This window comes from Bradyrhizobium sp. SK17 (genome assembly GCF_002831585.1).
Lineage (GTDB): Bacteria > Pseudomonadota > Alphaproteobacteria > Rhizobiales > Xanthobacteraceae > Bradyrhizobium.
In genome coordinates, this window is sequence record NZ_CP025113.1 from 5,175,972 (window position 1) to 5,200,913 (window position 24,942).

Genomic DNA, 24,942 nt, shown 5'->3' on the forward strand with positions numbered 1-24,942 from the left:
AGTGGGGATTTGTGAGGGCATCTGGCAGGGGCCAACTCGTTCGGACCGGCTGTGCCGGCGATCTTGGCGCTGTCCCGAAGGGGATGCATCATCACAATGGCTGATCGATATCAGGACCGACATTTTCCCGCCGACACGGCACCCAAGGCCGAGAGCGATCCGCTTGCCGAGCTGGCCCGCCTGATCGGCCAGACGGATCCGTTCGGCAGCGCCAACAAGCCGCCGCCGCATCCGCTGCAATCGCGCGCCAATGTGCGGCCGCAACAATATCAGCCGCAGGCAGACGAAGAGGATGCGCCGCCCGCCGGCCCGCCGCCCTGGATGAAGCGCGCGCGGCAGGACGCCGTCGTTCCGCCGCCGGTGCAGCCGCCTGCGCAGCAGCATGTCGATTACGAAGAGCCCGAGCAGGACTACCAGCAGCCGAGCCCGGTGCATCCGCTGCACCGTTATGCGGCCCAGCAGCCGCAGTCCGCGCCGGCACCGGTCGCGCCCTATCGCGCGGTCGAGCCCGCGCGGCAGGCTGAAGCATATGACGAGGCGGTGCATTACCAGGACGGTGCGCAGGGCCACGATCCGTCGCGCTATGACGACGCGCTCTATGGTCAGCTGGAAGCCGGCGAACAGGACCTCCAGCGCGATCCGGCCTATCCGGACGATCCCTATGCCTACGAGGCCTATGAGGACGAACCCGAACCGAAGCGACGCAGCAGCGGCCTGATGACGGTTGCTGCGGTGGTCGCGCTTGCGGTGGTTGGCACCGGCGGCGCGCTCGCCTATCGCAACTATGTCGGCTCGCCCCGCACCGGCGAGCCGCCGATCATCAAGGCCGACAACACGCCGACCAAGGTGATCCCGGCGCAGGCCGATACGCCGGCCAAGACGCCCGACCGCATGGCGGCGGGTGACGGCACCGAGAAGATCGTGTCGCGCGAGGAAACTCCGGTCGACGTCAACTCCAAGGCGGCCGGACCGCGCGTCGTGTTTCCGCCGCTGAATGCCAATGCCAATCCGCCCTCGGCGGCCAGCGTGCAGACCGCGCAGCCCGCGCCGGCGCCGATCACCGCCAACGGCACGCTGCCGCAGAGCGAGCCGCGCAAGATCCGCACCCTCGCGGTTAAGGGCGACACGCCTGACGCGGCCCAGGCCGCGCCGACGCGGTCGATGGCCGCCGCAAGGCCGCCGGTGTCACGCGGCAATCCGTCCGCGGCAAACGCCAGCGTCAACGCGCCGCTGTCGCTTGCCCCTGGTCAGGCCGATGCAGCTCCGGCCGCGCCGCCGACCCGGATGGCATCCACCACGACCGCCTCGGTTGGCGGCGGTGGATACCTGGTCCAGGTGTCGTCGCAGAAGAACGAGGCCGACGCTCAGGCGTCCTACCGGACGTTGCAGGGCAAGTATCGCAACGTGCTTGGCTCGCAGCCTTTGGTGGTGAAACGCGTCGATCTCGGCGAGAAGGGCGTCTATTACCGCGCCTTTGCCGGCCCGTTCGCGTCATCGGACGAGGCGAGCCAGCTTTGCAAGAGCCTGATGTCGGCCGGTGGGCCGCAATGCCTCATCCAAAGAAATTAACGGCCGTTTCCTTGACCCGTGAGCCGCATACGGCCTAATCGGCCGAATGACGAACCGCGCATTCATCACGGGCATATCCGGGCTGACCCTCAATGACGCCGAACGCGAATTCATTCGCGCCGAGCGGCCATGGGGCTTCATCCTGTTCAAGCGCAATATCGAGAATCCTGTCCAAGTGGCAGCTCTCGTTGGGGAACTCAGGTCGGCAGTCGGCGCCGCCGACGCCCCGGTCCTGATCGACCAGGAGGGCGGCCGGGTACAACGGCTCGGCCCGCCGCATTGGCCGGTCTATCCGCCGGGCGCGAGTTTTGGCGCACTCTACGACATCGACCCGAAGCTCGGCCTTGCCGCCGCCCGGCTCAGCTCGCGCCTGATCGCGGCCGATCTGATTGATCTCGGGATCACGGTCGACTGCCTGCCGTTGGCTGACGTTCCTGTGGCGGGCGCAGACGCCGTGATCGGCAACCGGGCCTATGGGACCGAGCCGGACAAGGTCGCAGCGATCGCCCGCGCGGTCACCGACGGGCTCGAACAGGGCGGCGTGCTGCCGATCCTCAAGCATATCCCCGGCCACGGTCGGGCCACCGCGGACAGCCATTTCCGGCTTCCGACGGTCGATACCACCAGGGACGAGCTGGAACGGACCGATTTCGCCGCGTTCCGGCCGCTGGCGGACCTGCCGATGGCGATGACTGCACATGTTGTGTTTAGCGCGCTGGACCCCGCCCATCCGGCGACGACTTCTGCGACAATCATCGAACAGGTGATTCGCGGCCTGATCGGGTTCCAAGGTTTGTTGATGAGTGATGACGTGTCGATGAATGCGCTGGCCGGATCGATCGCCGAACGGACCCGCGCCATCGTCACCGCCGGTTGCGACGTGATTCTGCACTGCAACGGCAATCTCGACGAGATGCGCGAGGTCGCGCGGGAGACGCCGGAACTGACCGGCAAGGCGCTTGAGCGCGCCAGGGCCGCGCTCGCCGCGCGGAGGCAGCCTGAGCCGATCGACCGGCAGGCGGCGCGAGCTGAACTGGATGCGTTGTTGGATCGGGTAGGGACGGCATGACCGCTGAAATTCTATCGTTTGATACCGGGCGGCCGGCCGACCTCGCTGATGGCGAACCGGCGCTGGTGGTCGACGTCGAGGGCTATGAAGGCCCGCTCGACCTGTTGCTCACGCTGGCGCGGCAGCAGAAGGTCGACCTGTCGAAGATCTCGATCCTCGCGCTCGCCGATCAGTATCTTTCGTTCATCGAGGCGGCGCGCAAGATTCGCCTGGAGCTTGCGGCCGACTATCTGGTGATGGCGGCCTGGCTCGCCTTCCTGAAGTCGCGGCTGCTGCTGCCGGAACCGCCGACCGCGGAAGGACCGAGCGCCGAGGAAATGGCGACCGCGCTTGCCAACCAGCTGCGTCGTCTGGAGGCGATCCGCGAGGCGGCGAACCGGCTGATGAACCGGCCGCAGTTCCAGCGCGATATCTTTCCACGCGGCAATCCGGAAACGATCGCCGAGATCAAGCATCCGAAGTTCACCGCGACTTTGTACGACCTGCTGTCGGCCTATGCGACGCAGCGTGCGTCACGCGTGCTGACGACGGTCCATCTTGCCAAGCGGACGGTGTGGTCGCTGGCGGAAGCACGCGCTTCGCTGGAGCGGCTGGTCGGCCTCGCCGAGGACTGGAGCTGCCTCGACGAGTACCTGATGAACTATGTCGCTGATCCCAAGCAGAAGGCGACGGTGTTCGCATCGAGCTTCGCTGCGGCCCTTGAGCTGGTCCGCGAGGGTGAGATGGAGATCAACCAGAAGCAGGCGTTCGCGCCGATCTATTTCCGAAAGCGTCCAGCGCAAGCCGCCATGGCGGCGCCGGACCTGTCGGTTGAGTAAGCGGAAGAAGGAGAGCAAGCCCATGGCAAGCTTGGCGGAAGTGCGCAGAGAAGAGCCCGAGGAGGAGGTTTCTCCTATGGATCCGGTGGCGCGTCCTGAGGAATTGCGGCTCCTGGAAGCCCTGTTGTTTGCATCGGCCGAGCCGGTCGATCAGGCAACGCTGGCAAAGCGGATGCCCGACGGCGTCGATATCAAGCTAGCGCTCGCGCAGTTGCAGGCGGAATATGCGCCGCGCGGCGTCAACCTGGTGAAGGTCGCGAACAAGTGGACGTTCCGCACCGCCGGCGACCTGTCGTGGCTGATGACGCGCGAGAGCACCGAGACCCGCAAGCTGTCGCGTGCGGCGATCGAGGTGCTTGCGATCATCGCCTATCACCAGCCGGTGACCCGCGCCGAGATCGAGGAGATTCGCGGCGTGGTGACGTCGAAGGGAACGATCGATGTGCTGCTGGAGACCGGATGGATCCGGCCGCGCGGCCGTCGCAAGACACCGGGCCGTCCGCTGACCTTCGGCACCACCGACGGATTCCTGTCGCAGTTCAGCCTTGAGGCGCTGGGCGACCTGCCGGGGCTTGAGGAACTCAAGGGTACTGGCTTGCTCGACTCGCGGCTGCCGACCGGCTTCTCCGTGCCGTCGCCATCGGACGACGCGACGCTGCGCGAGGACGAGGAGCCGCTCGAGCCCGGCGATACGCTGGAACTGCTGCTGGCGCCGGCCGTCGAGCCGGACGCCGAGGAACCGAAGGCCGAGCCCGAGGCTCCTGGCGAGGTTGAAGTGACGGCCGAGGCCGAAACGGCTGCCGAGACCGAAGTCGAAGCGGAGATGGCTTCGGAGGTCGACGCGGCTGAGCCCGACGCCGACGAACCGGACCAGCGCGCCGGCCACGCCGACGATGAGGACGGCGCCGAGGAGAAGGGCGAATAGCCCGAATATTCCCGGTTAAGCCTAGCAATATTACGTAGCCGCGACAGCGATTTGCCGCGGCCGAAGTCCTTGTTTTTGACACCCCGCGGGCCTACCTTCCGGCAAAGTCCAGGCCGGTTCGCCCGGCCATTTCTGGAGGGTTTGCAGGATGGGTTCGCTGAGCATTTGGCACTGGATCGTCGTGATCGCAGTGGTCCTGCTGCTGTTCGGACGCGGCAAGATTTCGGACCTGATGGGTGACGTCGCCCAGGGCATCAAGGCCTTCAAGAAGGGCATGCAGGACGACGACAAGGTCGCAGACAAGACCGAGCCCACCAAGGCGATCGATCACAACGCAGCGCCGTCGGCAGCGCGCCAGGACGTTGGCAGCAAGGCTGTCTAACGCGCTCGTACTGACGAATATTTCGACGTTTTTCTTTGCGCGAAACGGTGACGCCGTCGCACAGACGCGCTATGGACGCCGGTTGAGAAAAGGCGCCGGCGGCCCCAGATCCTGTTAGGACGGCGAGTCCTATCAGACCATGGGGCCGATCGTGGCGCGCTGAGGCGGAACAATTCATGTTCGATATCGGGTGGAGTGAACTGGTGGTCATCGCGGTCGTCGCGCTGATCGCCATCGGCCCGAAAGAACTGCCGGGCGTGCTGCGCATGGTCGGGCAATGGATGGGCAAGGCCCGCAAGATGGCCGCCGAATTCCAGGGTCAGTTCCAGGAGGCCATGCGCGAGGCCGAGATGGCCGACCTCAAGAAGAGCTTTGACGAGGTCAGGGAAGCCGCCACCGGCATCACCAGCGGCGGCAACATCATGACCTCGTTGCAGAAGGACGTCAGCGACGCCTTGCAGATCGACAAGCCGGTCGATGCGCAGGTCGCCTCCGCGATCGACGCGCCGGTGACATCGACTGGCGATGCACCGGTCACGCCCACGACGCCGGTCGCGCCGACGCCGGAAACCTTCGTCGAGGCCGAGACGCACGCCGCCACCAGCGAGCCGCTTGCTGTCACCAGTGAAGTGAAGTCCGAGCCCGCACCGGCGCAGCAGGCGTCGTCTGCGGAGCCCGACGTGCTGAAGGACGCGAGGGCGTCATGAGCGCCGAAGATATCGAGGCCTCCAAGGCCCCCTTGATGGATCATTTGATCGAGCTGCGCTCGCGCCTGATCAAGGCGCTGCTCGGCTTCGGCGTGGCCTTCATCATCTGCTTCTTCTTCGCCAAGCAGATCTTCAATGTCCTGGTGTGGCCCTTCATCTGGGTGGCGGGGCCGGAAAACTCCAAATTCATCTACACGGCGCTGCTCGAATATTTCCTGACGCAGCTCAAGCTCGCGCTGTTCGGCGCCGGCTTCATTTCGTTCCCGATCGTCGCGACGCAGATCTATAAATTCGTGGCGCCCGGGCTCTACAGGCACGAGCGCAACGCCTTCCTGCCATACCTGATCGCGACGCCGGTGTTCTTCGTGATGGGCGCGGCGCTGGTCTATTTCGTGGTCTTCCCGATGCTGACCCGCTTCTCGCTCGGCATGCAGCAGGCGGCCGGCGCCGAGACCGCGCAGATCCAGTTGCTGCCCAAGGTCGGCGAGTATCTGTCGCTGATGATGTCGCTGATCTTCGCGTTCGGCATCGCATTCCAGTTGCCGGTGATCCTGACGCTGCTCGGGCGGGTCGGCATCGTCACCTCGAAGATGCTGAAGGAGAAGCGGCGCTACTTCATCGTGGTCGCCTTCATCATCGCCGCCGTGCTGACGCCGCCCGACGTGCTGAGCCAGGCCTCGCTCGCGATCCCGCTGCTCGCGCTCTATGAGGGTGCCATCATCGCGGTCCGGATCGTGGAGAAGAAGGCCGCGGCTTCGAATGCCTCGTCCGGCTCGGCGACCAATCCGGCCGAGTAGGCCCTTTCGCCCCACATTCAGTGTCATACCCCGCGAAAGCGGGGTATCCAGTACGCCGCGGCCTTTCGGTCAGACACCGACGCCTCTGGAATACTGGATCACCCGCTTTCGCGGGTGATGACGGTCGTGGTAGTGGAACGTTGATTGTCAACACAACCGTTGTCAATCAACGCATATTAGGACTTCCCGCCATGCACGATATCAAAGCGATCCGCGACAACCCGACAGCCTTCGACGCCGGCCTGAAGCGCCGCGGACTTGGGCCGCTGTCGCCGTCGCTGCTGGCGATCGACGAGAGGCGGCGTGCCGCGATCCTGGCCTCCGAGCAGGCCCAGGCGCGGCGCAATGCGGCCTCGAAAGAGATCGGCGACGCCAAGAAGGCCAAGGACGAGGCGCGCGCCGCCAAGCTGATGGCCGAGGTCGCCGAGCTCAAGACGACGATGCCGGAGCTCGAGACCGCGGCGAAGACGGCCGACGAGGAGCTGACGAGAGAGCTGTCGTCAATTCCCAATCTGCCGCTCGACGAGGTGCCAGACGGCACCGACGAGCACGGCAACGTCCAGCATCACGTGTTCGGCAGGGCGCGTGACTACGGCTTTGCGCCGAAGCTGCACGATGATCTCGGCACCGCGCTCGGCTTTATGGATTTCGAGGCGGCGGCGAAATTGTCCGGCGCGCGCTTCGTTGTGCTGAAGAAGGGCTTGGCGCGGCTCGAGCGCGCGATCGGGCAATTCATGCTCGATCTTCACGCGGGTGAGCACGGCTATGCCGAGATCAATCCGCCATTGCTGGTGCGCGATGCCGTGATGTTCGGTACCGGCCAGTTGCCGAAATTCGAGGACGACCAGTTCTGGGCGATCAGCGGTGAGCTGCTTGCAAAACCCGATGCCGATCTGCGCAGCGCGCGCCTCGGGCTGATCCCGACTGCGGAGGTCTCGCTGACCAACCTCGTTCGCGAGTCGATCGTGGACGAGAAAGAGCTGCCGATGCGGCTCACCGCGCTGACACCGTGCTTCCGCGCCGAGGCGGGCGCTGCCGGCCGCGACACCCGCGGCATGATCCGGCAGCACCAGTTCACCAAGGTCGAGCTGGTCTCGATCACGACGCCGGAAACCAGCAAGGACGAGCACGAGCGCATGCTGGCCTGCGCCGAGGAAGTGCTGCGCCGGCTCGACCTGCACTACCGGGTGATGACGCTGTGCGCCGGCGACATGGGCTTCTCCGCGCAGAAGACCTACGACATCGAGGTCTGGATGCCGGGGCAGGGCGACGGCGGCGCCTATCGCGAGATTTCGAGCTGCTCGGTGTGCGGCGATTTCCAGGCCCGCCGCATGGACGCACGTTATCGTGGTCCCGACGGCAAGCCGCGCTTCGTGCACACGCTGAACGGTTCGGGCACGGCGGTCGGGCGCGCGCTGATCGCCGTGATGGAGACCTATCAGCAGCAGGACGGCTCGATCGCGGTGCCGGATGTGTTGCAGCCCTATATGGGCGGGCTCAAGGTCATCGAGCACGGCATGTAACGCCGAGGCCAGTGTGATGCCGCTCCACCGTGACATCCACTGGCTTGGTCGACAATGGGCGGTCACCGGCCACGGTCTGCAACTGATCAACCAGAAGCAGCGAGGCTATTACGACATCGAGGCCGCGCGCCTGGGCGAGGCGGGCGTGATCGAGGCGATGCAATCGAAGGCCTGGATCGACAGGCCGGATTTCGACAAGGCGCTGGAGGTCGCGCGAGCCAAGTTCGCGCATGTCGCGCTGGCTGATCCCGCGCCGGCCGAGCCGCCTGCGGTGGCTGCGCCAGCAGCGTCACGCGCTTCGATCGAACCGCCGTTGGTGCCCACGATCGAAGAACTGCTGGCCAGGTTGAAGGTAAAATCGGCTACCACGGCAAAATCCGCCGAGGCGCCTGCTACGGCCGTCCCAGAGCCGCCCGGGTCCGATGCTCAGGCGATTGAACCTCCACAGCCTGGGCCGCCGCCGTCGCCGAGCAATCCGGTAGCGCGCGCCACGGCTGCCTGGCCGGTGTTCGAGCGCAAGATCGCCGGCAGCGCCCGGTTTGTCAGCCCTTGGCGGGTGAGGTCGGCACGCTGGCATGGGCCCTCGTCAGGTTTGCCTCCGCGGCCCTAGCCGGTTAAGACGGCTCGTCAGCCAAGAAGATCGAGCCCAATCGGAAAAAAGGCACTTTGACGGATGCGAATTCTCTGCACCAACGATGACGGCATCAACGCTCCGGGCCTCAAGGTCATCGAGGAGATCGCGCGCGCGTTGTCCGACGACGTCTGGATCGTCGCGCCCGAGCTCGATCAGTCCGGCGTCTCGCATTCGCTGTCGCTCAACGATCCGCTGCGCCTGCGCGAAGTCGGCCCGCGTCACTTCGCGGTGCGCGGCACGCCGACCGATTGCGTCATCATGGGCGCGCGCCACGTCCTCGGCGACAAGCTGCCCGATCTCGTGCTGAGCGGCGTCAACAAGGGCCGCAACGTCGCCGAGGACGTGGTCTATTCCGGCACCATCGCCGGCGCGCTGGAGGGCACCATTCTCGGTTTCCCGTCATTTGCGCTGTCGCAGGAATTCTCGATCGAGACGCGCAACGCGCCGCTGTGGGACACCGCGCTGAAATTCGGACCCGACATCATCCGCAAGGTGATGGCCGCGGGCGTGCCCCGGAACACCGTCATCAACGTCAACTTCCCGTCCTGCATGCCCGACGACGTCAAGGGCATCCGGATCACCCGGCAGGGCAAGCGCAATCAGGGCTTTCTGAAGATCGACCGCCGTCACGACGGACGCGGCAATCCGTACTTCTGGATCGGCTTCGAGCGTGCGGCGATGATGGATACGCCGGCCGAAGGCACCGACCTCGCAGCACTCGCCGCGCGCTACGTCTCGGTGACGCCGCTCAGGCTCGATCGCACCGATGAGGCGTTTTCGGAAACGCTGGTCGACACGTTGAAATGATCGTTGTAGCCCGGATGAGCGCAGCGACATCCGGGACCATCGTTTGAGGTGCCCCGGATGTCGCTGCGCTGATCCGGGCTACGGGACCGATCGTCAGACCGGCGCGCTCTTCATCGCGCTTGAGATCGCCTGGGCCAGCGTTTCCAGCTGGAAGGGCTTTTGCAGCGCCGGGCGGTCGCGATACTCCGGCGGCAGGCCGGACGAGCCATAGCCGGTCGCGAAAATGAAGGGGCGGTTGCGGGCGTTGATCAGCTCGGCGACCGGGGTGATCACCTTGCCATTGACGTTGACGTCGAGGATCGCGAGGTCGAACTCGGTCGATTGCGCGAGCTTGACTGCCTCGCCGATCTCGCCGGCCTCGGCGGCGACGCTATGGCCGAGTTCCTCCAGCATATCGGCAACCATCATCCGGATCATGACCTCGTCCTCCACGAGGAAAACTGAACAGCCCGCCGGCCGTATCGCTGTCATGATGGAATCCTTGCCCGTCCCTGAAATAGGCTCGCAAATAACATTACCAGGCGCAATGCAAACGTTTGGGGATTGGTCCATTTCCAGCGCGCAAAGGCACTTCGCCGCATCGCCCTGACTGACTCGCTGCGCGAGATTCGTCCAGGATCCGGCGAACTGCTCAACTCAGCCGGAGCCCTGGGTCGGCCTCAACCACGCGTCATTGGTGACTATCTGAAGAGCCGCCGCTGGCGCCGAACGCGAACCAGGCCGCCAGGTTCCTGATCGGGAACAAAAATGACGGGAAATTTTTCCTTAACGCGGTATTTTGGATTCAATGGCATCAAGCTCAGCAAGATCCGCGCGCCGGTGCCCAGAGACGCTGATGAACATGGCCGTAACCCCTGATTCGACCGAAAAGATGATGTTTCAGCTCACCCTGCGGCGGCGAGGGGTCAGCGATCAGGCGGTGCTGCGCACCATGGAAGAGGTGCCGCGCGAGGTCTTCGTCGAGCCGCGCGATCGCAACGAGGCCTATCGCGACAGTGCGCTTGCGATCGCCTGCGGGCAGACCATCAGCCAGCCCTTCGTGGTGGCCTACATGACCGAGCAGTTGCGGCTCGCGAAAGACCATCGCGTGCTCGAGATCGGCACCGGCTCAGGCTATCAGGCCGCCATCCTGTCCCGGCTGTGCAAGCAGGTGCTGACCATCGAGCGCTACCGCACATTGGCCGAGGGCGCCCGCAAGCGTCTCGAAAAGCTCGGCTATTACAACATCGAGGTGTTGCTCGGGGACGGCTTCGACGTCCCCCGCGGCGCCGGCGATTTCGACCGCATCATCGTCACCGCGGCGATGGAGCAGGTGCCGGAGAAACTGCTCGATCGGCTCGAACCCGGCGGCATCCTGATTGCCCCGGTTGGACCGCATCAGGGCACCCAGACGCTGGTCCGCATGATGCGGACGGAGAGCGGCTTCGACCGCAAGGAATTGGTCGACGTGCGCTTTGTGCCGGCGCTGCCCGGAATCGCGCGCGAATTGTAAATTTGGCGATTTGCTGCTTGGCACCAACGCCTTATTCGCAGGGTTAAGCGGTTATTTACTCGCTACGTGTTTACTCAAAACAGTCTTTTGTTGCGTACGAGTGAGTAACCATGTCTGGGGTTGTTGAGTTGCTTCGCTCGCGTCGCGTTCCGCAGGTTGCGGTGCTGACGCTGATGTCCATGGCTTTCGCCGGTTGCAGCGCCGACATGTCGTCGCGCTTCCAGCAGAGCTCATATTCACAAAATCCGTTCGCGTTCGATCCGCAGCCGACCAGCTCCGTGCAGGCGCCGCCGCGCGAGTTGCCGCAATACGCACGGCCGCGAACGCAACCGCAGTACTCGCAGTATCAGTCCCAGCCGTTGCCGCCGCCGGTCGCGGCGCCGCAATCCTACCCGGTCGCCAATGCCGGCGTCTCCGGAGGCGGGCGAGGGATGTCGTCCTACGCGCCACCGCCGCCGGCGCGCGCGCAGATGGAGGCGACCGGCACCGTGCCGCATTCGGTCGCGGCGGCGCACGCCGGGCATAACGGCACCACCATCATCGTCGGCACCAGCGATACGCTGGAAGTGCTGGCGCGACGCTACAACGTCTCGAGCGCCGAGATCCTGCGCGCCAATGGCTACAAGGGACCGCGCGCGCTGTCGCCCGGTCAGCAACTGATCATTCCGCGTCCGACCGCAACCGCCGCTGCACCCGCGATGGCCGCACCGGCCGCGCGGCCCGTCGCTGTGGCGGCTGCGCCCGGCGTCCACTATGTCAATCGCGGCGACACGCTGCACAGCATCGCGCGCCAGCACCACATCCCGGTGGCCGAGCTTGCCCGCGCCAACAATCTCGATCAGTCGGCGCGGCTCAGCCTCGGCATGAAGCTCGTCGTGCCCGGTGCCAAGACTGCGATGGCAGCACCTGCGCCGGTTGCGCAACCGGTTGCCGCTGCGCCGGTCGCAGTCGCCACCGCACCCGCTGTCGCAGCTCCGAAGGTCGTCGCCAGCGCGCTGCCGCAGCAGAGCGCCCGGCTGGTCCAGCCGACCGCGACTGTCGAACAGCCAGCCGTCGCGGAGACGCCGGCGGCCAAGCCGGCCGAGACCACCAGTGCGCTGCCGACCTTCCGCTGGCCAGTGCGTGGCAAGGTCATCACGGCTTACGGCTCGAAGACCAACGGCAAGGTCAATGACGGCATCAACGTCGCGGTGCCCGAAGGCACGCCGGTGAAGGCGGCCGAGGACGGCGTGGTGGCCTATTCGGGCAACGAGCTGAAGGGCTACGGCAACCTCGTGCTGGTTCGCCATTCCAACGGCTATGTCACCGCCTACGCCCACGCGAGCGAAATCCTGGTGAAGCGCGGCGATACCATCAAGCGCGGCCAGGTGATCGCCAAGTCCGGCCAGACCGGCGAGGCGAGCTCGCCGCAGCTTCACTTCGAAATTCGCAAAGGATCGTCTCCGGTCGATCCGCTCCAGTTCCTCAACGGCGCGTAAGTTACGCGCTCGGACTTCCAAGTCTCACAACAAAGACAACGGGGGAAGCGCAAGCTTCCCCCGTTTTGTTTTGACGATTGCGACGGCGATTACTTCCCGCTCAGCCGCACGCCGAGCCGGCCCGCCAGCTCCTGGGTGTATTGCCAGGCGACGCGGCCGGAGCGCGAGCCGCGGGTGGTCGACCATTCGAGCGCCTCGCGCTCGAGTTCGTCGTCGGCGATCTTGATGCCGAAATGGTCGCAATAGCCCTTCACCATCGCGAGGTACTCGTCCTGGCTGCAACGGTGGAAGCCGAGCCAGAGGCCGAAGCGATCCGACAGCGAAACTTTCTCCTCGACTGCCTCGCCCGGATTGATCGCGGTCGAGCGTTCGTTCTCGATCATCTCGCGCGCCAGGAGATGCCGGCGGTTCGAGGTCGCATAGAGGATGACGTTGTCGGGACGGCCTTCGATACCGCCATCCAGCACAGCCTTCAGCGATTTGTAGGAGGCGTCGTTGCCGTCGAAGGAGAGGTCGTCGCAGAACACGATGCAGCGGAACGGCGAGCTGCGCAGAAGCTCCATCAGCCCGGGCAGGCTCTCGATGTCCTCGCGGTGGATCTCGATCAGCTTCAGCCGGTCGGCCGGCTTGCGGTCGGCATTGATGGTGGCATGCGCCGCCTTCACCAGCGACGACTTGCCCATGCCGCGGGCGCCCCACAGCAGGGCATTGTTGGCGGGCAGCCCGTTGGTGAACCGCTCGGTGTTCTCCATCAGGATGTCGCGCATCCGGTCGACGCCCTTGAGCAGGCCGATTTCGACACGGCTGACGCGCGGCACCGGGGCCAGGCGGCCGTCCGGGTGCCAGACGAAGGCGTCCGCGGCGCCGAGCGACTCGGCTGGATCGGCGGCGGCCGGGGAGGCGGCCGCGAGGCGGCTTGCGATGCTCTCCAGGGCGTTCGCGATCCGCTCGGCAGTGGCGCCATCGAGCGCCATTTCCGGGCGTTTTGTCGCGGCGTTTGCAGCGCCTCTGGCGGCGGTTTTGGGGGTGTTTTGCGGGTTGTTTTACTGGTGGATTTCTTGGCTTTTTTCGGCATTTGTCCAGTTCCTGACGGCGCAGCCATATCGGGCTGGCGCAGGTCCCGCAAGCGCCCTAAATGAAGGCCCGTTAACGTTGCAATTGGGACCGCGGCCGCTATAGTCCGCGCGAATTTGTCCGGACCGCCATACCGCCCCGAAGGTCGAGGGCGCTGCCGGTCTTTTCCCGTCTTATCCGAGGATCGTCCGAATGCTGATTACTCCTGCGTTTGCTCAGGCCGGAGCGAGTGGTGACACCAACAGCATGTTGATGTCGCTGCTGCCATTCGCGCTGATCTTCGTGATCATGTACTTCCTGATTCTGCGCCCGCAGCAGAAGAAGGTGCGGGACCATGCAGACCTCGTGAAGAACATCCGCCGCGGCGACACCGTGGTGACCTCGGGCGGCCTCGTCGGCAAGGTGACCAAGGTGGTCGACGACGACCAGATCGAGTTCGAGATCTCGGACGGTGTCCGCGTCCGCCAGATGCGGCAGATGATCTCGGGCGTGCGGACCAAGGGTGAGCCGGCGAAGGGCGATGCCAAGGACGAGGCGTCCGCGAGCTGATCGCGGCGCCGACTTTCTGGAATCTGACAGGTCAACTCGATGTTGTATTTCACGCGGTGGCGAGCGCTGGGGATCATCCTGACAGCGCTGGTGGTCTGCCTGTGCGCCGTGCCCAATTTCTTCCCCGAGGCGCAGGTCAAGACCTGGCCGGCCTGGGCGCAGCGGCGCCTCGTGCTCGGCCTCGATTTGCAGGGCGGCTCGTATCTGCTGCTCGAGGTCGACTCCAACTACGTGAAGAAGGAGAAGCTCGACCAGATCCGCGACGACGCCCGGAAGGTGCTTCGTGAAGCCAAGATCGGCTACACCGGCCTCAACGTTCGCAACGACGCGGTGGAAGTGCGCATCTCCAAGGAGGGCGAGCAGGCGCCGGCGTTGTCGAAGCTCCGCGAGCTGTCGCAGCCGCTCGGCGGATTGCTCGGCTCCAGCGGTCAGCGCAGCCTCGAGGTTGCCGATGCCGGCAGCGGCCTGATCCGCCTGACGATCCCGCCGGCAGCGATCACCGAGCGCATCCGGCAGACCATCGAGCAATCGATCCAGATCGTCGAGAAGCGGGTCAACGAGCTCGGCACGGTCGAGCCGGTGATCCAGCGCCAGGGCACCGACCGCATCCTGGTGCAGGTACCGGGCTTGCAGGACCCGACCCGCCTCAAAGAACTGCTCGGCAAGACTGCGAAGATGGAATTCCGCATGGTCGACACTTCGGTGTCGCCCGATCAGGCGCAGCAGGGCCGGTTGCCGCCGGACTCCGAACTGCTGATGAGCGCATCGCCGCCACCGATTCCGTACGTCGTCAAGAAGCAGGTCCTGGTCTCCGGAGGCGAGCTCTCGGACGCCCAGCCCGGCTTCGACCAGCGCACTGGCGAGGCGATCGTCAGCTTCAAGTTCAACACCACGGGTGCGCGCAAATTCGCCCAGGCGACTGCCGAGAATGTCGGTCAGCCGTTTGCGATCGTGCTCGACAACAAGGTGATCTCGGCACCCGTGATCCGCGAGCCGATCACCGGCGGACAGGGCCAGATTTCCGGCAGCTTCACCGTGCAATCGGCCAATGATCTGGCGATCCTGATGCGTGCCGGCGCGTTGCCGGCGCCGTTGACCGTGATCGAGGAGCGGACCGTCGGTCCGGGCCTCGGACAGGACTCGATCGAGAAGGGCGAGCTCGCGGCCTATGTCGGCTCGATCCTGGTCATCGTGTTCATGCTGCTCACCTACCGGCTGTTCGGGGTGTTCGCCAACATCGCCGTGGCCATCAACGTCGCGATGATCTTCGGTCTGCTGTCGCTGCTCAACGCCACGCTGACCTTGCCGGGCATCGCCGGCATCGTGCTGACGGTCGGCATCGCGGTCGACTCCAACGTGCTGATCTACGAGCGCATCCGTGAGGAACTGCGCGGCGGCCGCAACGCGATCTCGGCGATCGACGCCGGCTTCAAGCGGGCGCTGGCGACCATCCTCGATTCCAACATCACCACCTTCATCGCTGCTGCCGTGCTGTTCTACATCGGCACCGGGCCGGTGCGCGGCTTTGCCGTGACGCTCGGCATCGGCATCATCACCACGGTGTTCACCGCCTTCACAATGACGCGCCTGATCGTCGCGTGGTGGGTGTGGTGGAAGCGGCCGCAAACCGTGCCGATCTGAGAGGCCTCTCGTGACCCATACCGTTCTCATTGGCCTTGGCATCCTGATCGCCGTGCTGACCGTGGTCGCGGCGCTCGGCCTGCTGCCGTCGCTGCGCATCGTGCCCGACGATACGCATTTCGACTTCACGCGCTTTCGCCGCATCAGCTTCCCGATCTCGGCGCTGCTCTCGATCCTCGCCATCACGCTGTTCTTCACCCACGGCCTGAACTTCGGCATCGACTTCAAGGGCGGCACGCTGCTGGAGGTGCGGGCCAAGTCCGGCACCGCCGACATCGCGGCGATGCGCACGACCCTGAACGGCCTCGGTCTCGGCGAGGTGCAGTTGCAGCAACTCGGCGGTTCGGGCGAGGCAGACGTGCAGATTCGCGTCGCCGAACAACCGGGCGGCGACAAGGCCCAGCAGGACGCGGTGGGCAAGATCCGCGGCGCGCTCGGCGAGGCCGTGGACTACCGGCGCGTCGAGGTGGTGGGGCCGCGCGTCTCCGGCGAACTGCTTGCCTACGGCATGCTCGGCCTGATGCTCGCGATCATCGGCATCCTGATCTACCTCTGGTTCCGGTTCGAGTGGCAGTTCGCGCTCGGCGCCATGATCGCCAACGTCCACGACATCGTGCTCACGATCGGCTTCATGTCGGTCACCCAGGTCGACTTCGACCTCACCAGTATCGCGGCGCTCCTGACGATTCTCGGCTATTCGCTCAACGACACCGTCGTCATCTACGACCGCATCCGCGAGATGCTGCGGCGCTACAAGAAGATGCCGATGCCGCAGCTGCTCAACGAATCGATCAACTCGACGCTGTCGCGTTCGATCATCACCCACGTCACCGTGACGCTGGCGCTGCTCGCACTGCTGCTGTTCGGCGGCCAGGCGATCCACAGCTTCACCGCGGTGATGATGTTCGGCGTCGTGCTGGTCGGCACCTACACCTCGATCTTCATCGCCGCACCGATCCTGATCTATCTCGGTGTCCACACCACGCGGGGTGAGACGCTGGACGAACCGGCCAAGAAGCCGGACACGGCGGCAGCCAAGAAGTAGCCCGCATGAGCAACCCCTCGGACGCTCCCCATCTTCCGAGGTCGGCGCCGATCGAGGCCTACGGCAAGGGCGGCTTCGCGTTCGCCGATATGTCGCATCGCGGCTCGCTTTTGTGCCTGCCGGACGCGATCTGGGCCTGGCCGGTCACCCGGCCACAGGAGATCGACGAATATTCGCTGCAAAAGGTGTTCGCGGCGGCCAATGCGATCGACACCCTGATCGTCGGCAGCGGCACCGAGGTCTGGGTGCCGCCAAAGGGCCTGCGCGAGGCGCTGCGTGCGGTCCGCGTGGTGCTCGACCCGATGCAGACCGGCCCTGCAATCCGCACCTACAACATCATGCTGGGCGAACGGCGCCGGGTCGCGGCGGCGCTGATCGCGGTGCCATGAGCGCGGCGGAGGCGCCAAGCGACGGTGCAGCGTTCTGCGCCGACCTGGTGCGGACCCATGATTTCGTGCGCTACGCCTCGACCCTGTTCCTGCCGGGGCCGGAACGCCGGGCGCTGCTCGCGATCTATGCCTTCAACATCGAGGTCTCGCGGGTGCACGAGCAGGTCAGCCAGCCGTTGCCCGGCGAGATGCGGTTGCAATGGTGGACCGACATGCTGGCGGGCACCGGGCACGGCGGCGTCGAGGGCAACCCGGTCGCGGCGGAGCTGCTGTGGACGATCCGCAATCACCGCCTGCCGGTCTCGCCATTCTCGCGCCTGGTCGAGGAGCACCAGTTCGACCTCTACAACGACCCGATGCCGTCGCTTGCCGCGCTCGAGGGCTATCTCGATGCCACGACGGTGGCTTTGTTCTCTCAGGCCACGCGCATCGTGGCGCGGCCATCCGAGGCGATCGATCATCTCGCCCGTCATGCCGGCCTTGCCCAGGGCATGGCGCAGGTCATTGCAACGCTCGGCCACGACGCCGCACGGCAGCAACTGTTTCTGCCGTTACCATTGCTCCAGCAGCACGGCAGCAGCAAGGAGGAGGTGTTTGCCGGCAAGCCGACGCCGAACATCCGCGCCGCGATCGATCAGCTCGCGGACGAGGCACAGGGCCACCTCAAGACGGCGTTCGGCCTGCTCGCGGATGCCCCGTCCGGCGCGCGGCGCATCTTTCTGCCGCTGGCCTGCGTGCGGCGGGAGCTCAACCGGGCGAGGAGGGCGGACTACGATCCGTTCCTGCCAAAGCCGGTCTCGCGCCTGCGTACGCTATGGACATTGTGGCGCGCGGCGCGCACGGAGGAATTCGGCAGCTAGAGCTGATCCCGTGCACAAACGCAAAGCGTTTGTGCACGGATCGTGCGTGGCGCTATTCCTTGGCGATGTGCTTGGTGAAGATCCGGATCGTTGCGCCCTTGACCGTGCGGCCGCTGTCGTAAATGTCGGATGCGATCTGCTCGACCGCGTCGCGCAGCGCAATGAATTGCGCCTGCCGCGCCAGGCTCGCCGTTCCACGCGTGCCGGCGAGTTCGTCCATTGCGGCGTCGCTGATCTGGCATTCGACTTCCTGGTCACCGTCCATCATGGTGAATCCGAACGCCAATCGTTCGGAATCATAGCCTCCGATGCGGCCACGGGTGAGTGGCATCAAACTTGTCCCTTGAGCGCGATATCCCGTGCAAACAGTGGGGCTTCGCGCCACATTTGTCGAGGGCCGCCGTGCGTGCGACAAAGCATGATCCGGAAACGTGCGAAGCGGTTCTCCGAAAGATCATGCGCAAACAAGAGGCTAAAGCGACATGACGAGTCGACCTCGTCTCATCTCGCGTTAGCGTGCGGGCCGATCCATTTCGGCGACTTCGAAGTTGAAGCGATCGCGCAGGTTCTTGCGTTGCTCCAGGATGTCCTTGAGGAACTCGCGATCGGCGTCACTGCGCATCATCGGCTCGATCAGGTCGATCTGGTTCATCGCAACGAGTTGCAGGATTTCGGTGCGGGGCTTGCCGGCCGCGTCGCGCGGCAGCGCGTGTACGATCTGGATGTGTTCGGGCGGCTTGATGCCCTTGGCCGCGGCGAGCTCGCTGCGCAACGTCTTCTCCAACGCCGACTGATCGGCCTCGACAAAGGCGTAAAGTCCGACGCCGACGCGACGGTCGGCGAAGGCCACGATCGCGGTGTCGCGCACTTCAGGATTCTTGCGGATCAGATCGACCAGAACCGGGGCGTCGTTGACCAGTCGGCGGCCGCCGCCTTCGCGGTCGGTGAAATTGAAGATGCCGCGGGTGATCGCCTGGTAGACCTTCTTGCCGGTCTTCAGCCAGATGCTGGCGGCCGCGGATTTCTTCGCGAGCACCTTCCGCTCCATCGGCGTCAACGCCTCTGGGGCATAACTGCGCTTGTGCTTCAACAGATGGCGCAGATCCTCGTAGGCAGCGATACGGAACAGCCGGCTGCGGGTCTTGAAGCAGGCGGCGAGCTGGAAGTCGGTGAGGTAGGCGCGACCGTCGCGGCCGACCAGCCAGTTCTGCTCCTTGGCGAGGTCGTTGTGGCAGATGCCGGCGCGATGCAGCTTGCGCAACGCGGCCTTGGCCGAGCGGAAATAGGCGACGTCGCCATGCGGCTTGGCCAGATGCAGCGCCGCGCCGTCGATGAAGCCGCGCACCAGCGCGCGCCTCCCGGCCCACAACAGCTTTGGCCCGATGTCGAGGTCGCGCGCCAGGGTCAGCGCGCGGCGTTCGCGTGAGAACAGATGCAAGGCCACGGCAAACGACCAGAACGGCACCTGATCGAGCCGGCGCAGCACGCCGTCGACCTCGCCGTCATCGGTGCGGAAGCGGCCGCGCTCGACAGTCGAGAACACGTCGCGCTTGAGCAGCACGCCCTGATTCCATCGCGCCGACAAAGTGGCGTCGTCGTCTTTCGGCAAGCTCATGACTGTCAGGCCGCTGCCGCAACGCGCAGGTGTTCTGCGATCCAGGCGTCGAGCTCGGCGAGCGCCCGCGCGCTGATCGCCTGTCTCTTGGCGACGGTCTTCTCGTTGCCACGCAGCCGCGAGCCGTCCGGCTTCTTGGTCGGAGCGCTGGCCAGCGGCGGAAACAGGCCGAAATTGATGTTCATCGGCTGGAACGAGCGCGAACCGGCGTCGATGGTTTCGATGTGACCGCCGGTAATATGGCCGAGCAGCGCGCCGAGCGCGGTCGTCGCGGGCGGCGGCGTCAGCGCGGCACCGCGCATGTCGGCGGCGGCGCAGAGGCCCGCGATCAGCCCGACGCTGGCCGACTCGACATAACCCTCGCAGCCGGTCATCTGGCCCGCGAAGCGCAGCCGCGGCTGTGCGCGCAGGCGCAACTGGGCATCGAGCAGCTTCGGCGAATTCAGGAAGGTGTTACGGTGCAGGCCGCCGAGCCGCGCGAACTCGGCGTTCTCGAGACCCGGGATGGTGCGGAATACGCGCTGCTGCGCGCCGTGCTTCAGCTTGGTCTGGAAGCCGACGATGTTGTAGAGCGTGCCGAGCTTGTTGTCCTGTCGCAACTGGACGATCGCGTACGGCTTCACGGTTGGATTGTGCGGATTAGTCAACCCGACCGGCTTCATCGGCCCGTGCCGTAGCGTCTCATGGCCACGTTCGGCCATCACCTCGACCGGCAGGCAGCCGTCGAAATAGGGCGTATTGGTCTCCCAATCCTTGAAGTCGACCTTCTCGCCATCGAGCAGCGCCGCGACGAAGGTGTCGTATTGCTCCTTCGTCATCGGGCAGTTGATGTAGTCGGCTCCGGTGCCTCCGGGACCGACCTTGTCGTAGCGCGACTGAAACCACGCCACCGACATGTCGATGGAGTCCTTGTGCACGATCGGCGCGATCGCATCGAAGAACGCCAGCGCGTTCTCGTCGGTCAGCTGGCGGATCGCGTCGGCGAGCGGCGCGGAGGTGAGGGGACCGGTCGCGACGATGACGTTGCTCCAGTCGGCTGGCGGGAGTCCTGCGACCTCCTCGCGGCTGATCTCGATCAGCGGATGGTCGTGCAGCGCCTTGGTGACGGCGGCGGAAAAGCCGTCGCGGTCGACTGCCAGCGCGCCGCCGGCGGGCACCTGGTTGGCATCGGCCGAGCGCATGATGAGGGACCCGAGCCGCCGCATCTCGGCGTGCAGCAGGCCGACCGCATTGTTGGCGGCGTCGTCGGAGCGGAACGAGTTCGAGCAGACCAGTTCGGCGCAGCCTTCGGTGCGGTGTGCCTCGGTCATCCGGTGCGGGCGCATTTCGTGCAGCACGGCGCGGATACCCGAATTGGCGACCTGCCAGGCGGCCTCCGAGCCGGCGAGCCCCGCGCCCACGATGTGCACTGGTTGGGAAGAGGATTGATGCGGTGTCATCGCGCAGCGTTAGCGCGTTTCGATCCCATATGCATCTGAAACCACGCCAGTGTGCTTCAAGCGAAGTGGATACCGGTTCGCGTGAATAAAACACGTCAAACCAAGGGAGCACCGACAGGCTCCGGAAACGACAACGCCCGCTGTGGAAGCGGGCGTTATCCGTCATCAGATGGCTTGCGGCTGGTTAGCCGTTATAGGTGCCGGCGGCAACGCGCGGGATGTCCGAGCGATCGAGGCCGATATCGGCCAGTTCGCGGTCGCTGAGCTGGGACAGTTCGCTGACATTGCGCTGATAATCCCGGAAAGCCTGGATCATGCGGATGAGCGAGAGCAACATGGTAGTCTCCTAGTAGTCTAGCAATTCTGATTCAGCCTTTCAGCGGCCTCATCGTTGAAGTGAATATAGATGATATAGTGCAGTGCGGTAGTTCCGATGTTGCGATGCAGCTAAGCTCAAAACGCATGACAGCGGTAAGTTTTGATTAACCGTTTGGCGCATCGGGAGCAGCGCCAGAGAGAGACGTTCCGTCCGAACGGTATGTTCGGCTAAAATATCCTAGGGATCAGTAGGTTGATAGAATTGTGACAAATGCAGCTCTGGCGATTATGTGGTAATTTGAGACCGCTTGATCAAGTTCAATATTCCTCGCGGCGGGAGTCACGGCGATGTGTTCCATGCGTGATTCGCATGCACCGGAGCTGACATAATTATGATTTAATATTCACTATATGAGGGCGTTAGTACTCAGTCAGAATAGCGTCAATAGGTCGCATTGACGTTATGGGTAATCTGGTCCTGTTTTGGGATGAGGGCTGCTGACCGTCAACATCGGGCGAAGTACGAATTCCTGATTGTCCGAAGTTTGGGTCGGTTGAGTGAATGCGCCGAACAAAGTTATTGCGGCGCTGCTTCCTTACCAACTTGTAATCAAAACACTATGCAACGCATGCGCGATACGCGCGCAGCGCTCATCACATTTGTATCGCGCGAAGTTCATTCTGAACGCTGCCGGGAACAGCGAATAATCGTTCCGCAGATTCCGCAATCACGCTGGTTTCTGCTCAAGAACAGAAAATGGAACATCCCATGATCAAGACATTGATCGCCGCAGCCAGCATGGCTGCCGTTGTCTACGCCGTCGCTCCCGCGCAGGCGGCCCACCGTCATCATCACATGGGCGTCGGATGCAGTGGTGACAATCTCGGCAAGACCGAAGCGGCCGTTGAAGCCATGGCCGACAATGAGGTCAAATTCGCGGCGGAGAAGGAAGTGTCCCTCGCTCAGGACGCGATGCTGAACAACAAGTGGGGCGCATGCGGCGCGCACCTCAGCAGGGCTGCAGAAGCCAGCATGGCGAAGTAGGCCTTTGATCATGACGATAAGGGCCGATTGCCTGGGGCAATCGGCCCTTTTTGATTCAGTCGGCGAGCCGGCGTGAATGCTGAGGCGCTACGGCGCTTTGGCGAGTTGCGTCGCGAAGTAGCCGATCGTCCTGGCGTACACTTCGCTCTTGTTCCATTGCTGGATGACGGCAAAATTCTCGCTGCCGGGCTCCCAGCCCTTGCCAGGCTTCCAGCCGTAGCTCTTCAGGAAGTTCGCCGTCGATGCCAGCACGTCGGGCACGTTGTGGAGCAGGTCGCGCTTGCCGTTGCCGTCGAAGTCGACTGCGAATTTGATGTAGGACGACGGCATGAATTGGGTCTGGCCGATCTCGCCGGCCCAGGCACCGCGCATCTCCTGCGGCGCGAGATCGCCGCGCTCGACGATGCGCAGCGCGTCCATCAGCTCGGCCTTGAACATGTCGGAGCGGCGGCAATCGTAGGCGAGCGTCGCCAGCGAGCGCAGCGTCGGAAACTTGCCGGTGTTGACGCCGAAATCGGTCTCCAGTCCCCAGATCGCGACCAGGATTTCGCCGGGCACGCCGTAGGCCTCCTCGATCCGCGACAGCACCGAACCGTAGCGCTTCATCATGTCGGAGCCGCGGTTGAGGCGCGGCGGCACCATGCGGCCGGAGAACTGCTCGAAGGTCTGGCTGAACACCTGCTGCGAATGGTCGCGCGCCAGGATCGCCTTGTCCTGGGTGACGCCGTTCAGGCCGGCCTGGATCGCGTTCTGCGAGATGCCTTTCGCCGCGGCCTCTTTCTTGAAATCGTCGAGCCAGGACTCGAACGTGCCTGTGCCGCATTGGGCGGCGAGCGCCGACGCGGTCGAGGCCACGAGCCACGCCCCAATGGCGAGGGCGCGAAGAGGAAAGCGAGAGGTCATAGGCAATTCACTCCGAAGTCTATGATGTCTTCGATTGGTCGTGGAAGGCCGCGGTATGTTCGCGGCAACCACGGCCAAAACAAGGCTCGTGATCGAACCGTCGATCTCGGGCCGCGCTTCAGTTGCCACGCCAACTTCACATCCATTTGAAGGCACAGACGACAAACCGCCGACCGATCATATCGGCCGGCGGTTGCCATGACGTTTACAGATCCGGACGTTTACAGGTTGAGCCAGCGCCTATCCGCGATCGCTACGCCGCCACGGAAACAGATTGGCAGGGAAGTCGGCGGCCGGCTTGCGCTCGCGCGGCTCGGGGATGATCGGCCGTGCATTGGGATCCTTGACGATGACCTCGCGATAGAGATGCCAGGTGGCGTGACCGAGCAGCGGGATCACGACGGCGAGCCCGAGGAAGAACGGGATGGTGCCCAGCACCAGCAGCACCGCGACGATCAGGCCCCAGGCTGCCATCGGCACCGGGTTCTTTGCGACGGCGCGCATCGAGGTCACCATGGCTTCGCCGGCGCCGGCTTGGCGGTCGAGCATCATCGGGAAGGCCACCACGCTGATGCAGAGTGCCACGAGCGCGAACAGGAAGCCGACGCCGCAGCCGACCACGATCAGCCACCAGCCCTGTGGGGTGGTCAGCACACGCTCGGCAAAATCGGGAATGTTGGCCGCGGTCTCATAGCCGAACACCGCCGTGTAGATCGCCTGCGCGGTGGCGATCCAGGTCACGAACAGCGCGAACAGCAGCGTGCCGACCCCAAGCATCGCGCCGAATGACGGCGAGCGGAAGACCTCAAGGGCGTCCCACGCCGAGGCTTCGCCGCCATCCTCGCGGCGTCGGCTCATCTCGTAGAGACCGATCGCGGCGAACGGGCCGAGCAGGGCAAATCCCGCGGCCAGCGGAAACAGCAGCGGCAGCACCGAATAGCCGTGCACGGTGCGCGCAAGCACGAGGCCGAGCACAGGATAGATCAGGCACAGGATGATGGCGTGACTGGGCACCGCCTTGAAGTCTTCCCAGCCGAGCCGGAGCGCCTGGTGCAGATCGGACAGGCCGATGGTGCGGATGACGGGCGCAGACGCGGTGCCTGGTCCGCTCTGCGTCATCGATGTGACATTGCCTTGGTATGGCGTGGCCATGGTCGTTGTCTCCCTCTGGGCGGTCGCATTCTGCGCCCGCTTGCGGGCACAAACGTACCGCCTCTCGAAGCGATCACGAGCAAGCCAGACGCGAAGACAAAGCAGGGAACTGGCCGTGTCGCGAACTGTGCAATAAGGGTACTCCCAAACCGCGCCAAAAGCACTCACGCTTAAGTGAATGTCGCATTGGCAAGCTATGGAGGGGGCGATAGACTTGAACTGCGACCTCGGTCAGGCGTCCCAGCGCCGTCTGGCTTCACATCTCAACTGTCTTGGGAGCGAACGATGAGCATTTTCGGAAAGATCATGGGCGCGATTTTCGGCAGCAGCGCGAGCGCCGCGCCCGCCGGCGGAACGGCCACAAGCACAGCTCCCGCCGGTGGATCCGGCAGCGCATCGTCGTCTCCTGCCGCGGTGCCCGCCGGCGCCGGTGCGGCGCCCGCCCAGTCCGTTGACGTTGCCCCGATTCTCGACAAGGCGGTCGCCGCCAAGGGCGAGAAGCTGGAGTGGCGGACCTCGATCGTCGACCTGATGAAGGCGCTCGACATCGACTCCAGCCTGTCGGCGCGCAAGGAGCTCGCCAAGGAGCTCGGCTACACCGGCGACACCAACGATTCCGCCAGCATGAACATCTGGCTGCACAAGCAGGTGATGACCAAGCTCGCGGCCAATGGCGGCGTGCTGCCGGCAGATATCAAGCACTGACGGGAT

At 64.7% G+C, this 24,942-nt stretch carries 26 protein-coding genes and 1 pseudogene; 19 read left to right on the forward strand and 8 right to left on the reverse strand.

Going from position 1 to position 24,942, the window contains the following annotated elements; translation table 11 throughout:
- Positions 1-96 precede the first annotated feature (96 nt).
- From CWS35_RS23725 to surE, 10 genes and pseudogenes are all read left to right on the forward strand, one after another.
- Positions 97-1,569, forward strand: coding sequence for an SPOR domain-containing protein (locus CWS35_RS23725; RefSeq protein WP_024578322.1), 1,473 nt, complete (start codon positions 97-99; stop codon positions 1,567-1,569).
- A gap of 46 nt (positions 1,570-1,615) precedes the next feature.
- Positions 1,616-2,638, forward strand: a complete 1,023-nt coding sequence (nagZ, locus tag CWS35_RS23730; RefSeq protein WP_100954067.1) for a beta-N-acetylhexosaminidase — start codon at positions 1,616-1,618, stop codon at positions 2,636-2,638.
- On the forward strand, positions 2,635-3,456 hold the full coding sequence (locus CWS35_RS23735) for a ScpA family protein (RefSeq protein ID WP_024578320.1): 822 nt from the start codon (positions 2,635-2,637) through the stop codon (positions 3,454-3,456). Before nagZ ends, CWS35_RS23735 begins: the two co-directional genes overlap by 4 nt.
- Positions 3,457-3,478: 22 nt before the next feature.
- Positions 3,479-4,190: pseudogene (gene scpB / locus CWS35_RS23740) on the forward strand (SMC-Scp complex subunit ScpB); the annotation flags it as partial.
- Positions 4,191-4,529: 339 nt separating this feature from the next.
- Positions 4,530-4,763 (forward strand): twin-arginine translocase TatA/TatE family subunit, encoded by a 234-nt coding sequence (locus CWS35_RS23745; RefSeq protein WP_021081213.1) that lies wholly within the window; start codon positions 4,530-4,532, stop codon positions 4,761-4,763.
- A 176-nt stretch (positions 4,764-4,939) separates the two neighbouring features.
- Complete coding sequence (gene tatB, locus CWS35_RS23750) at positions 4,940-5,470, forward strand: Sec-independent protein translocase protein TatB (RefSeq protein ID WP_100954071.1); 531 nt, start codon at positions 4,940-4,942, stop codon at positions 5,468-5,470.
- On the forward strand, positions 5,467-6,267 hold the full coding sequence (gene tatC, locus CWS35_RS23755) for a twin-arginine translocase subunit TatC (RefSeq protein WP_024578317.1): 801 nt from the start codon (positions 5,467-5,469) through the stop codon (positions 6,265-6,267). Before tatB ends, tatC begins: the two co-directional genes overlap by 4 nt.
- 191 nt (positions 6,268-6,458) lie before the next feature.
- A complete protein-coding gene (gene serS / locus CWS35_RS23760; RefSeq protein WP_100954073.1) occupies positions 6,459-7,790 on the forward strand; it encodes a serine--tRNA ligase in 1,332 nt (443 codons plus the stop codon).
- Between the two features lie 16 nt (positions 7,791-7,806).
- On the forward strand, positions 7,807-8,400 hold the full coding sequence (locus CWS35_RS23765) for a hypothetical protein (protein ID WP_100954075.1): 594 nt from the start codon (positions 7,807-7,809) through the stop codon (positions 8,398-8,400).
- Positions 8,401-8,463: 63 nt separating this feature from the next.
- Positions 8,464-9,231, forward strand: a complete 768-nt coding sequence (gene surE, locus CWS35_RS23770; RefSeq protein ID WP_100954077.1) for a 5'/3'-nucleotidase SurE — start codon at positions 8,464-8,466, stop codon at positions 9,229-9,231.
- A 93-nt stretch (positions 9,232-9,324) separates the two neighbouring features.
- On the opposite strand, the gene CWS35_RS23775 is transcribed toward surE, so the two are convergent.
- Entirely contained in the window at positions 9,325-9,702 is a 378-nt protein-coding gene (locus tag CWS35_RS23775; RefSeq protein WP_100954079.1) for a response regulator, read from the reverse strand.
- A 364-nt stretch (positions 9,703-10,066) separates the two neighbouring features.
- Between CWS35_RS23775 and CWS35_RS23780 the strand changes: the two genes are divergently transcribed.
- Entirely contained in the window at positions 10,067-10,723 is a 657-nt protein-coding gene (locus CWS35_RS23780) for a protein-L-isoaspartate(D-aspartate) O-methyltransferase (protein WP_210202721.1), read from the forward strand.
- 110 nt (positions 10,724-10,833) lie between these two features.
- A complete protein-coding gene (locus CWS35_RS23785) occupies positions 10,834-12,201 on the forward strand; it encodes a LysM peptidoglycan-binding domain-containing M23 family metallopeptidase (protein WP_100954081.1) in 1,368 nt (455 codons plus the stop codon).
- Between the two features lie 89 nt (positions 12,202-12,290).
- On the opposite strand, the gene CWS35_RS23790 is transcribed toward CWS35_RS23785, so the two are convergent.
- Entirely contained in the window at positions 12,291-13,175 is an 885-nt protein-coding gene (locus CWS35_RS23790) for an ATP-binding protein (RefSeq protein ID WP_100954084.1), read from the reverse strand.
- Positions 13,176-13,467: 292 nt separating this feature from the next.
- Here CWS35_RS23790 and yajC point away from each other — a divergent pair, with 292 nt between their 5' ends.
- The 5 genes from yajC to CWS35_RS23815 are packed head-to-tail and all read left to right on the forward strand — an operon-like array spanning position 13,468 to position 17,759.
- A complete protein-coding gene (gene yajC, locus CWS35_RS23795; protein WP_021081225.1) occupies positions 13,468-13,824 on the forward strand; it encodes a preprotein translocase subunit YajC in 357 nt (118 codons plus the stop codon).
- A 39-nt stretch (positions 13,825-13,863) separates the two neighbouring features.
- On the forward strand, positions 13,864-15,465 hold the full coding sequence (gene secD / locus CWS35_RS23800; protein WP_024578310.1) for a protein translocase subunit SecD: 1,602 nt from the start codon (positions 13,864-13,866) through the stop codon (positions 15,463-15,465).
- A 10-nt stretch (positions 15,466-15,475) separates the two neighbouring features.
- Positions 15,476-16,510, forward strand: coding sequence for a protein translocase subunit SecF (gene secF, locus CWS35_RS23805; RefSeq protein ID WP_024578309.1), 1,035 nt, complete (start codon positions 15,476-15,478; stop codon positions 16,508-16,510).
- 5 nt (positions 16,511-16,515) lie between these two features.
- The gene (locus CWS35_RS23810; protein ID WP_024578308.1) at positions 16,516-16,899 is read left to right on the forward strand and encodes an Mth938-like domain-containing protein; all 384 of its coding nucleotides are present in this window, start codon (positions 16,516-16,518) and stop codon (positions 16,897-16,899) included.
- Positions 16,896-17,759, forward strand: coding sequence for a phytoene/squalene synthase family protein (locus tag CWS35_RS23815; RefSeq protein ID WP_100954086.1), 864 nt, complete (start codon positions 16,896-16,898; stop codon positions 17,757-17,759). The genes CWS35_RS23810 and CWS35_RS23815 overlap by 4 nt, the downstream gene beginning before the upstream one ends.
- Before the next feature lie 52 nt (positions 17,760-17,811).
- Here CWS35_RS23815 and CWS35_RS23820 read toward each other — a convergent pair whose 3' ends face one another.
- The 4 genes from CWS35_RS23820 to CWS35_RS23835 all read right to left on the reverse strand — a co-directional run bounded on the left by CWS35_RS23820 (position 17,812) and on the right by CWS35_RS23835 (position 21,150).
- Entirely contained in the window at positions 17,812-18,090 is a 279-nt protein-coding gene (locus CWS35_RS23820; protein WP_100954088.1) for a DUF1488 family protein, read from the reverse strand.
- Positions 18,091-18,270: 180 nt separating this feature from the next.
- Complete coding sequence (locus tag CWS35_RS23825) at positions 18,271-19,374, reverse strand: serine/threonine protein kinase (protein ID WP_024578305.1); 1,104 nt, start codon at positions 19,372-19,374, stop codon at positions 18,271-18,273.
- 5 nt (positions 19,375-19,379) lie between these two features.
- On the reverse strand, positions 19,380-20,813 hold the full coding sequence (gene trmFO, locus CWS35_RS23830) for a methylenetetrahydrofolate--tRNA-(uracil(54)-C(5))-methyltransferase (FADH(2)-oxidizing) TrmFO (protein ID WP_100954090.1): 1,434 nt from the start codon (positions 20,811-20,813) through the stop codon (positions 19,380-19,382).
- A gap of 184 nt (positions 20,814-20,997) precedes the next feature.
- Positions 20,998-21,150 (reverse strand): DUF1127 domain-containing protein, encoded by a 153-nt coding sequence (locus tag CWS35_RS23835; protein ID WP_016846063.1) that lies wholly within the window; start codon positions 21,148-21,150, stop codon positions 20,998-21,000.
- Between the two features lie 738 nt (positions 21,151-21,888).
- Between CWS35_RS23835 and CWS35_RS23840 the strand changes: the two genes are divergently transcribed.
- Entirely contained in the window at positions 21,889-22,176 is a 288-nt protein-coding gene (locus tag CWS35_RS23840; protein WP_029878670.1) for a hypothetical protein, read from the forward strand.
- Positions 22,177-22,263: 87 nt separating this feature from the next.
- Here CWS35_RS23840 and CWS35_RS23845 read toward each other — a convergent pair whose 3' ends face one another.
- Both CWS35_RS23845 and CWS35_RS23850 read right to left on the reverse strand, forming a co-directional pair.
- Entirely contained in the window at positions 22,264-23,079 is an 816-nt protein-coding gene (locus tag CWS35_RS23845) for a lytic transglycosylase domain-containing protein (protein ID WP_024578302.1), read from the reverse strand.
- Between the two features lie 240 nt (positions 23,080-23,319).
- Positions 23,320-24,231 carry a DUF2189 domain-containing protein gene (locus CWS35_RS23850; RefSeq protein WP_024578301.1) on the reverse strand — a complete coding sequence of 304 codons (912 nt, stop codon included), beginning with the start codon at positions 24,229-24,231 and terminating at the stop codon, positions 23,320-23,322.
- A 285-nt stretch (positions 24,232-24,516) separates the two neighbouring features.
- Here CWS35_RS23850 and CWS35_RS23855 point away from each other — a divergent pair, with 285 nt between their 5' ends.
- Positions 24,517-24,936: a DUF3597 domain-containing protein gene (locus CWS35_RS23855; RefSeq protein ID WP_024578300.1), complete on the forward strand. Its 420-nt coding sequence runs from the start codon at positions 24,517-24,519 to the stop codon at positions 24,934-24,936.
- The last annotated feature ends 6 nt before the right edge of the window (positions 24,937-24,942 follow it).

Bases quoted from the DNA above. Each gene is read 5' to 3' on its own strand.
- CWS35_RS23725 (WP_024578322.1), top strand. From the start codon at position 97: ATGGCTGATCGATATCAGGACCGACATTTTCCCGCCGACACGGCACCC.
- nagZ (WP_100954067.1), top strand. From the start codon at position 1,616: ATGACGAACCGCGCATTCATCACGGGCATATCCGGGCTGACCCTCAAT.
- CWS35_RS23735 (WP_024578320.1), top strand. From the start codon at position 2,635: ATGACCGCTGAAATTCTATCGTTTGATACCGGGCGGCCGGCCGACCTC.
- CWS35_RS23745 (WP_021081213.1), top strand. From the start codon at position 4,530: ATGGGTTCGCTGAGCATTTGGCACTGGATCGTCGTGATCGCAGTGGTC.
- tatB (WP_100954071.1), top strand. From the start codon at position 4,940: ATGTTCGATATCGGGTGGAGTGAACTGGTGGTCATCGCGGTCGTCGCG.
- tatC (WP_024578317.1), top strand. From the start codon at position 5,467: ATGAGCGCCGAAGATATCGAGGCCTCCAAGGCCCCCTTGATGGATCAT.
- serS (WP_100954073.1), top strand. From the start codon at position 6,459: ATGCACGATATCAAAGCGATCCGCGACAACCCGACAGCCTTCGACGCC.
- CWS35_RS23765 (WP_100954075.1), top strand. From the start codon at position 7,807: ATGCCGCTCCACCGTGACATCCACTGGCTTGGTCGACAATGGGCGGTC.
- surE (WP_100954077.1), top strand. From the start codon at position 8,464: ATGCGAATTCTCTGCACCAACGATGACGGCATCAACGCTCCGGGCCTC.
- CWS35_RS23775 (WP_100954079.1), bottom strand. From the start codon at position 9,702: ATGACAGCGATACGGCCGGCGGGCTGTTCAGTTTTCCTCGTGGAGGAC.
- CWS35_RS23780 (WP_210202721.1), top strand. From the start codon at position 10,067: ATGAACATGGCCGTAACCCCTGATTCGACCGAAAAGATGATGTTTCAG.
- CWS35_RS23785 (WP_100954081.1), top strand. From the start codon at position 10,834: ATGTCTGGGGTTGTTGAGTTGCTTCGCTCGCGTCGCGTTCCGCAGGTT.
- CWS35_RS23790 (WP_100954084.1), bottom strand. From the start codon at position 13,175: ATGGCGCTCGATGGCGCCACTGCCGAGCGGATCGCGAACGCCCTGGAG.
- yajC (WP_021081225.1), top strand. From the start codon at position 13,468: ATGCTGATTACTCCTGCGTTTGCTCAGGCCGGAGCGAGTGGTGACACC.
- secD (WP_024578310.1), top strand. From the start codon at position 13,864: ATGTTGTATTTCACGCGGTGGCGAGCGCTGGGGATCATCCTGACAGCG.
- CWS35_RS23810 (WP_024578308.1), top strand. From the start codon at position 16,516: ATGAGCAACCCCTCGGACGCTCCCCATCTTCCGAGGTCGGCGCCGATC.
- CWS35_RS23815 (WP_100954086.1), top strand. From the start codon at position 16,896: ATGAGCGCGGCGGAGGCGCCAAGCGACGGTGCAGCGTTCTGCGCCGAC.
- CWS35_RS23820 (WP_100954088.1), bottom strand. From the start codon at position 18,090: ATGCCACTCACCCGTGGCCGCATCGGAGGCTATGATTCCGAACGATTG.
- CWS35_RS23825 (WP_024578305.1), bottom strand. From the start codon at position 19,374: ATGAGCTTGCCGAAAGACGACGACGCCACTTTGTCGGCGCGATGGAAT.
- trmFO (WP_100954090.1), bottom strand. From the start codon at position 20,813: ATGACACCGCATCAATCCTCTTCCCAACCAGTGCACATCGTGGGCGCG.
- CWS35_RS23835 (WP_016846063.1), bottom strand. From the start codon at position 21,150: ATGTTGCTCTCGCTCATCCGCATGATCCAGGCTTTCCGGGATTATCAG.
- CWS35_RS23840 (WP_029878670.1), top strand. From the start codon at position 21,889: ATGGAACATCCCATGATCAAGACATTGATCGCCGCAGCCAGCATGGCT.
- CWS35_RS23845 (WP_024578302.1), bottom strand. From the start codon at position 23,079: ATGACCTCTCGCTTTCCTCTTCGCGCCCTCGCCATTGGGGCGTGGCTC.
- CWS35_RS23850 (WP_024578301.1), bottom strand. From the start codon at position 24,231: ATGGCCACGCCATACCAAGGCAATGTCACATCGATGACGCAGAGCGGA.
- CWS35_RS23855 (WP_024578300.1), top strand. From the start codon at position 24,517: ATGAGCATTTTCGGAAAGATCATGGGCGCGATTTTCGGCAGCAGCGCG.